This is a genomic window from Gammaproteobacteria bacterium (assembly GCA_016765075.1).
Taxonomy (GTDB): Bacteria; Pseudomonadota; Gammaproteobacteria.
The window spans coordinates 1-6489 of sequence record JAESQP010000111.1; the positions used below are offsets into that span (position 1 = coordinate 1).

4 protein-coding genes are annotated in these 6489 nt (G+C 48.1%); all 4 read left to right on the forward strand.

Annotated elements, in window-relative coordinates; all coding sequences use genetic code 11:
- A partial coding sequence (gene rpoC / locus JKY90_06535) for a DNA-directed RNA polymerase subunit beta' (GenBank protein ID MBL4851921.1) occupies positions 1 to 3432 on the forward strand: 3432 nt, incomplete at its 5' end.
- A gap of 498 nt (positions 3433 to 3930) precedes the next feature.
- Positions 3931 to 4305 (forward strand): 30S ribosomal protein S12, encoded by a 375-nt coding sequence (rpsL, locus tag JKY90_06540; protein MBL4851922.1) that lies wholly within the window; start codon positions 3931 to 3933, stop codon positions 4303 to 4305.
- A 41-nt stretch (positions 4306 to 4346) separates the two neighbouring features.
- Complete coding sequence (gene rpsG, locus JKY90_06545; GenBank protein MBL4851923.1) at positions 4347 to 4817, forward strand: 30S ribosomal protein S7; 471 nt, start codon at positions 4347 to 4349, stop codon at positions 4815 to 4817.
- Between the two features lie 42 nt (positions 4818 to 4859).
- Positions 4860 to 6489 (forward strand): elongation factor G (fusA, locus tag JKY90_06550; protein MBL4851924.1); only part of this gene is annotated, 1630 nt, incomplete at its 3' end.

Genomic DNA, 6489 nt, shown 5'->3' on the forward strand with positions numbered 1-6489 from the left:
CTTTACCGTCGTGTGATCAATCGTAATAACCGTCTGAAACGTTTATTAGAACTCAGTGCGCCCGACATTATCGTGCGTAACGAAAAACGTATGCTGCAGGAGTCTGTTGATGCGTTGTTAGATAACGGCCGTCGTGGTCGTGCGATTACAGGTACTAACAAACGTCCATTAAAATCTTTGGCCGACATGATCAAAGGTAAGCAGGGTCGTTTCCGTCAGAACTTGTTAGGCAAGCGTGTTGATTTCTCGGGTCGTTCAGTGATTGTTGTTGGCCCTACCTTGCGCTTACACCAATGTGGACTGCCTAAGAAAATGGCTCTGGAATTATTCAAGCCGTTCATTTTCTCCAAGTTAGAGAGACGTGGTCTTGCGACTACCATTAAAGCAGCTAAGAAGCTGGTTGAGCGTGAGGGGGCCGAAGTCTGGGACATTCTCGAAGATGTAATTCGTGAGCACCCGGTGATGCTAAACCGTGCGCCAACACTTCATAGATTAGGTATACAGGCATTCGAGCCAGTGCTTATCGAAGGTAAAGCCATTCAGTTGCACCCTTTAGTCTGTACGGCTTTTAACGCTGACTTTGATGGCGATCAAATGGCGGTTCACGTACCACTATCACTGGAAGCACAGCTTGAAGCGCGCGCATTGATGATGGCAACCAATAACGTGTTGTCACCGGCTAATGGTGAGCCAATTATTGTGCCGACACAAGATGTTGTATTGGGTTTGTACTACATGACCCGTGAACGCATTAATGCCAAGGGCGAAGGCCGTGCTTTTTCCAGTATTGCAGAAGTAGAGCGCGCCTATAATGCTGGCGTTGTTGCGCTACATGCGCGTATTAAAGTACGCATCAACGAAGTTGAGCAGATGGAGGACGGTGAGCGTACAGCACGCACACGTCGTATCGATACCACGGTTGGACGCTGTATGTTGTTTGAGATTGTGCCTGAGGGCCTACCGTTTGAGGCCATCAATAGAGACATGAACAAGCGTGCGGTTTCAACCTTGATTAATACGGCTTATCGTCGTCTTGGTTTGAAAGACTGCGTGGTTTTCGCAGACCGTTTGATGTACATGGGTTTTAAGCAGTCAACCCGTGCCGGTGTTTCTATCGGTATTGACGATATGATTATTCCTGATTCAAAAGTGCCTATTCTTGCTAAAGCAGAAGCTGCGGTGAAAGAGATTGAGGGGCAATATATTTCTGGTCTTGTTACTAACGGTGAGCGTTATAACAAGGTTGTCGATATCTGGTCGCACACCAATGATGAGATTGCTAATGCAATGATGAGTCAGCTTGATAGCGAAGAAGTTGTCAACGCTGAAGGTGAGACAGTTAAGCAGCCTTCATTTAACTCAATCTTCATGATGGCTGACTCAGGTGCGCGTGGTAGTCAGGCGCAAATTCGTCAGCTTGCCGGTATGCGTGGTCTGATGGCCAAGCCCGATGGCTCTATTATTGAAACACCCATTACAGCCAACTTTAAGGAAGGCTTGAACGTTCTCCAGTATTTTATTTCCACCCATGGTGCACGTAAAGGTCTGGCCGATACTGCACTTAAAACCGCTAACTCGGGTTACCTGACTCGCCGCCTGGTTGATGTTGCGCAGGACTTGGTTGTGACAGGTGAAGATTGTGGCACCAGCGAAGGCTTGTTAATGCAGCCCTTGATTGAAGGTGGTGATGTGGTTGAGCCATTACGTGAGCGCGTATTAGGTCGTGTTGTCGTAAGAGACGTTATGCTGCCAGGGGACAGTAAAGAAATTGCTGTTGAGGCTGGTGTACTGCTTGATGAGCAGTGGGTAGAACGGCTTGAAGGGATGAGCGTTGATCAAATATGGGTGCGTTCACCGATCACTTGTGAATCACGTCATGGTGTTTGTGCGGCGTGTTATGGTCGCGACCTGGCTCGTGGTCACCGTGTTAACCAAGGTGAGGCAGTGGGTGTTATTGCCGCACAAAGTATTGGTGAGCCTGGCACCCAGTTGACCATGCGTACCTTCCATATTGGTGGTGCAGCATCGCGTTCAGCAGCGGCAGATAGTGTTGAAGTGAAATCATCTGGAACCTTGCGGCTGCATAATATCAAGCTGGTGTCGCATGCCAGTGGCAACAGTGTTGCCGTGTCACGTTCTGGTGAGTTGACCTTAGTTGATGGCGCGGGCCGTGAACGTGAGCGTTATAAAATTCCTTATGGCGCGGTGTTAAGCGTGAGTGATGGCGACAAGATTGCAGCGGGTCAAATTGTTGCCAACTGGGATCCTCACACCCACCCTGTTATTTCAGAAGTGTCAGGGCGAGCGAAGTTTATCGATTTTGTTGAAGATGTTAGCGTTCAAACCCAGCTTGATGAGGTGACGGGGCTATCCAGTATTGTTGCCCTGGATCCGAAAGCGCGAGTTGGTTCGGCGACAAAAGATATACGCCCTATCATTAAGCTGCTAGACGATGATGGCGAGGAATTGTGTATTCCTGGCACTGAGATTACTGCGCAATATCCACTCCCTTCTGGTGCTATCGTTAATTTGAAGGATGGTGCTAAGATTGGTGTGGGTGACGTTATTGCCAGGCTGCCACAGGAATCATCCAAGACCCGTGATATCACTGGGGGGCTGCCTCGTGTTGCGGATTTATTTGAAGCACGCAAGCCAAAAGAACCTTCAATTCTTGCGGAAATTACCGGTACGGTTAGTTTTGGTAAGGAGACAAAAGGTAAGCAGCGGCTCGTTATTACCGGTGCAGAGGATGAACATTACGAAGCACTGATCCCAAAATGGCGTCAGCTTAATGTATTTGAAGGTGAGCATGTAGAAAGAGGTGAAACCATTGCCGATGGGCCGCCTAACCCACATGACATTTTGCGTCTATTGGGCGTAACGGTTTTGGCTAACTACATTAGTAATGAAGTGCAGGAGGTTTATCGACTGCAGGGTGTCAAGATCAATGATAAGCATATTGAAGTCATTGTGCGCCAGATGTTACGTAAGTCTGAAATCACCGGCAGTGGTGACTCTCGCTTCCTCAAGGGTGAGCAGTTAGACCGTGGCCGTATTCTTGAAGAAAACGATAAAGTGGTTGAGCAGGATAAAATGCCTGCGACCCATGTGCCCATTTTGCTGGGTATTACCAAAGCATCGCTGGCAACTGAGTCATTTATTTCGGCGGCATCGTTCCAAGAAACGACACGAGTGCTTACTGAGGCGGCGGTTAATGGCAAGCGCAATAGTCTGCGTGGCTTGAAAGAAAACGTCATCGTCGGGCGTTTGATTCCTGCGGGGACAGGTCTTAGTTACCACCAGGCTCGGCGTAAGGCGAAGCTTGCAGCACCAGCAGTAGAGGTTGACGAGGTTGCTGCCAGCGCTAGCGAAGTAGAAGCTGCTTTGAAAGAGGAGCTCAACGCCGCTACGAACGCTACTAGCAACGCTTAATCAGTGCTAAAACCTAGGGAAGAGTGGAATAAGTCTGGTTGAATTTAGACTGAGATATCGTGCGCCAATTTGTTTCGAAGTGAGCGGCAATAGTGACTCTATTGCCGCATACTCCCACGCTTTCTCGAGCGCAGGCTCTTGAGGTGCTGCGATCTTCGAGACGAATTGGGGCTATTCTAGTTAACATAAAAACGATGATGATTTGTTCAGAGCTTTTTTGGGCATCCAGCCTCCCAATTTCTAAGTAGAGCGGTGGAGTTGGGTGTTTTTTTATGGCCGAGAAGCAATTATCGGTCGTTTATAGGCTGGGCTAATAAGATTATGTATAAAATGGTGAAAAACCTTGACACTTTTGGGGCGCGCCACTAGAATTCGTCGGCTATCGCGGGGGCCAATATACGCTGACCCGTGGCACACAGTAAAGAATTCCCAAATGACCCATTGGCTCACGCCAATGGGTCATTTTCATGGGTTGCTAGAAATTGGAGATTCGCCTCAATGGCAACAATAAATCAGTTGGTTCGTAAGCCACGTAAGCGGCAGAAGGTGAAGAGTAATGTGCCAGCATTGCAGGCTTGCCCGCAGCGTCGTGGTGTGTGTACTCGTGTTTATACGACAACACCTAAAAAGCCTAACTCAGCTTTGCGTAAAGTGGCGCGTGTTCGTCTAACCAACGGCTTTGAGGTGACGAGTTATATTGGTGGTGAAGGCCACAACTTGCAGGAGCACTCGGTAGTTTTAATCCGTGGTGGTCGTGTCAAGGATTTACCTGGTGTGCGCTATCACACAGTGCGCGGCAGTCTCGACACTTCTGGTGTTGCAGACCGTCGTCAGGGTCGATCCAAATATGGTACTAAGCGCCCCAAGAGTTAAAACGGGGCTGAAACGTTTAACAAAGTATATTTAAGAAGACTATGCCTAGAAGAAGAGTAATTACAAAACGCGAGATCTTGCCAGATCCTAAATATGGCAACAGCACGCTAGCTAAATTCATCAATGTATTGATGAAGGGTGGCAAGAAATCAGTTGCCGAGCGTATCGTATATGGTGCCTTGGATGAGCTGATTAGCCGTGGCAAAGGCGAGGCGTTGGATGTGTTCGATGCGGCGCTTGATAATATTCGCCCAGCGGTTGAAGTGAAGTCGCGTCGTGTCGGTGGTGCAACCTACCAGGTGCCTATCGAAGTGCGCGCCGATAGGCGTACTGCATTGGCAATGCGTTGGTTGGCGGAAGCCGCACGTAAGCGTAGTGAAAAATCTATGGCGCTACGCTTGGCTGGCGAGATGCAGGATGCGGCAGAAAATCGTGGCTCTGCAGTGAAAAAACGTGAAGATACACATCCTATGGCGGAAGCTAATAAAGCGTTCTCGCATTTCCGTTTTTAAGAATTCGCATTCTAAATTTAGTTAGGCATATAGGACAAACAAGTGGCACGTAAAACACCTATTGATCGTTATCGTAATGTTGGGATTATGGCGCATATTGATGCCGGTAAGACCACAACGACTGAGCGCGTGCTGTTTTATACCGGTGTTTCTCACAAGATTGGTGAGGTACATGATGGTGCCGCCACGATGGATTGGATGGAGCAAGAGCAAGAGCGTGGTATTACCATTACCTCTGCTGCGACCACCACCTTCTGGAGCGGCATGGATAAGCAATTTCCAGAGCACCGTATCAATATAATTGATACGCCAGGGCACGTTGATTTTACTATTGAGGTAGAGCGTTCCTTGCGGGTACTTGATGGCGCTTGCGCATTATTTTGCGCGGTAAGTGGTGTTGAGCCGCAGTCTGAGACCGTTTGGCGTCAAGCCAATAAATATGGTGTGCCTCGCATAGCTTTCGTCAATAAGATGGATCGTGCTGGTGCTGACTTCTTGCGTGTTGTCGAGCAAATTGAAAGTCGCTTAGGCAGTAAGCCAGTACCAGTTCAATTGGCGATTGGCGCGGAAGAGAACTTCCAAGGTGTTGTTGACCTCGTTGGCATGCGTGCCATTTATTGGGATGAGGAAAACCGTGGTATGACTTACGAGTCAAAAGACATACCTGAAGAGTTAGCTGATCTCGCTGCCGAATGGCGCGACAAAATGATCGAAGCTGCTGCCGAAGCCAATGATGAATTGATGGAGAAGTACTTAGAAGGTGTTGAGTTAAGCAACGAAGAGATTGTTGCTGGTTTGCGTGCGCGCACCCTGGCTAATGAAATTGTTCCTGTGCTGTGTGGTTCTGCCTTTAAGAACAAAGGTGTTCAGGCCATGCTCGATGCTATTATTGACTATCTGCCCGCGCCGACTGATGTGCCAGCCATTACGGGTGTGCTGGATGATGCGGCAGAAACAGAAGCATCGCGCCCACCTTCTGATGAAGAGCCGTTCTCAGCCTTGGCGTTTAAGATTGCAACCGACCCTTATGTTGGTACCTTGACATTTTTCCGTGTCTATTCCGGCGTGTTAAATTCTGGCGATACCGTTTATAACCCAGTTAAAGGTAAAAAAGAGCGTGTCGGCCGTATTTTGCAAATGCACTCTAATTCTCGTGAAGAAATTAAAGAGGTTAGGGCGGGTGATATTGCGGCGGCAGTGGGCTTAAAACAGGTTACTACGGGCGATACCTTAAGTGATATTAACAACATTATTACGCTTGAGCGCATGGAGTTTCCAGAGCCAGTGATTTCGGTTGCGGTTGAGCCTAAGACCAAGCCTGACCAAGAAAAAATGGGTATTGCGCTGGGTAAGTTGGCAGCAGAAGATCCTTCTTTTCGTGTTCATACAGATGAAGAGTCCGGCCAGACTATCATTTCAGGTATGGGTGAGTTGCATCTTGAAATTATCGTTGATCGTATGAGGCGTGAATTTGGCGTTGAGGCAAATGTTGGTGCGCCACAAGTTGCTTATCGTGAAACAAATACACGTTCTGCTGAATATGATTACACGCACAAAAAACAATCTGGTGGTGCAGGTCAATTTGCGCGTATTAAATTAGCATTTGAACCTTTAGAACCTGGTTCTGGATTCCAATTTGAAAGCAAAATCGTTGGTGGTTCTGTTCCAAAAG

Excerpts from the sequence above, each read along its gene's own strand:
- rpsL (MBL4851922.1), top strand. The coding sequence starts at position 3,931 with ATGGCAACAATAAATCAGTTGGTTCGTAAGCCACGTAAGCGGCAGAAG.
- rpsG (MBL4851923.1), top strand. The coding sequence starts at position 4,347 with ATGCCTAGAAGAAGAGTAATTACAAAACGCGAGATCTTGCCAGATCCT.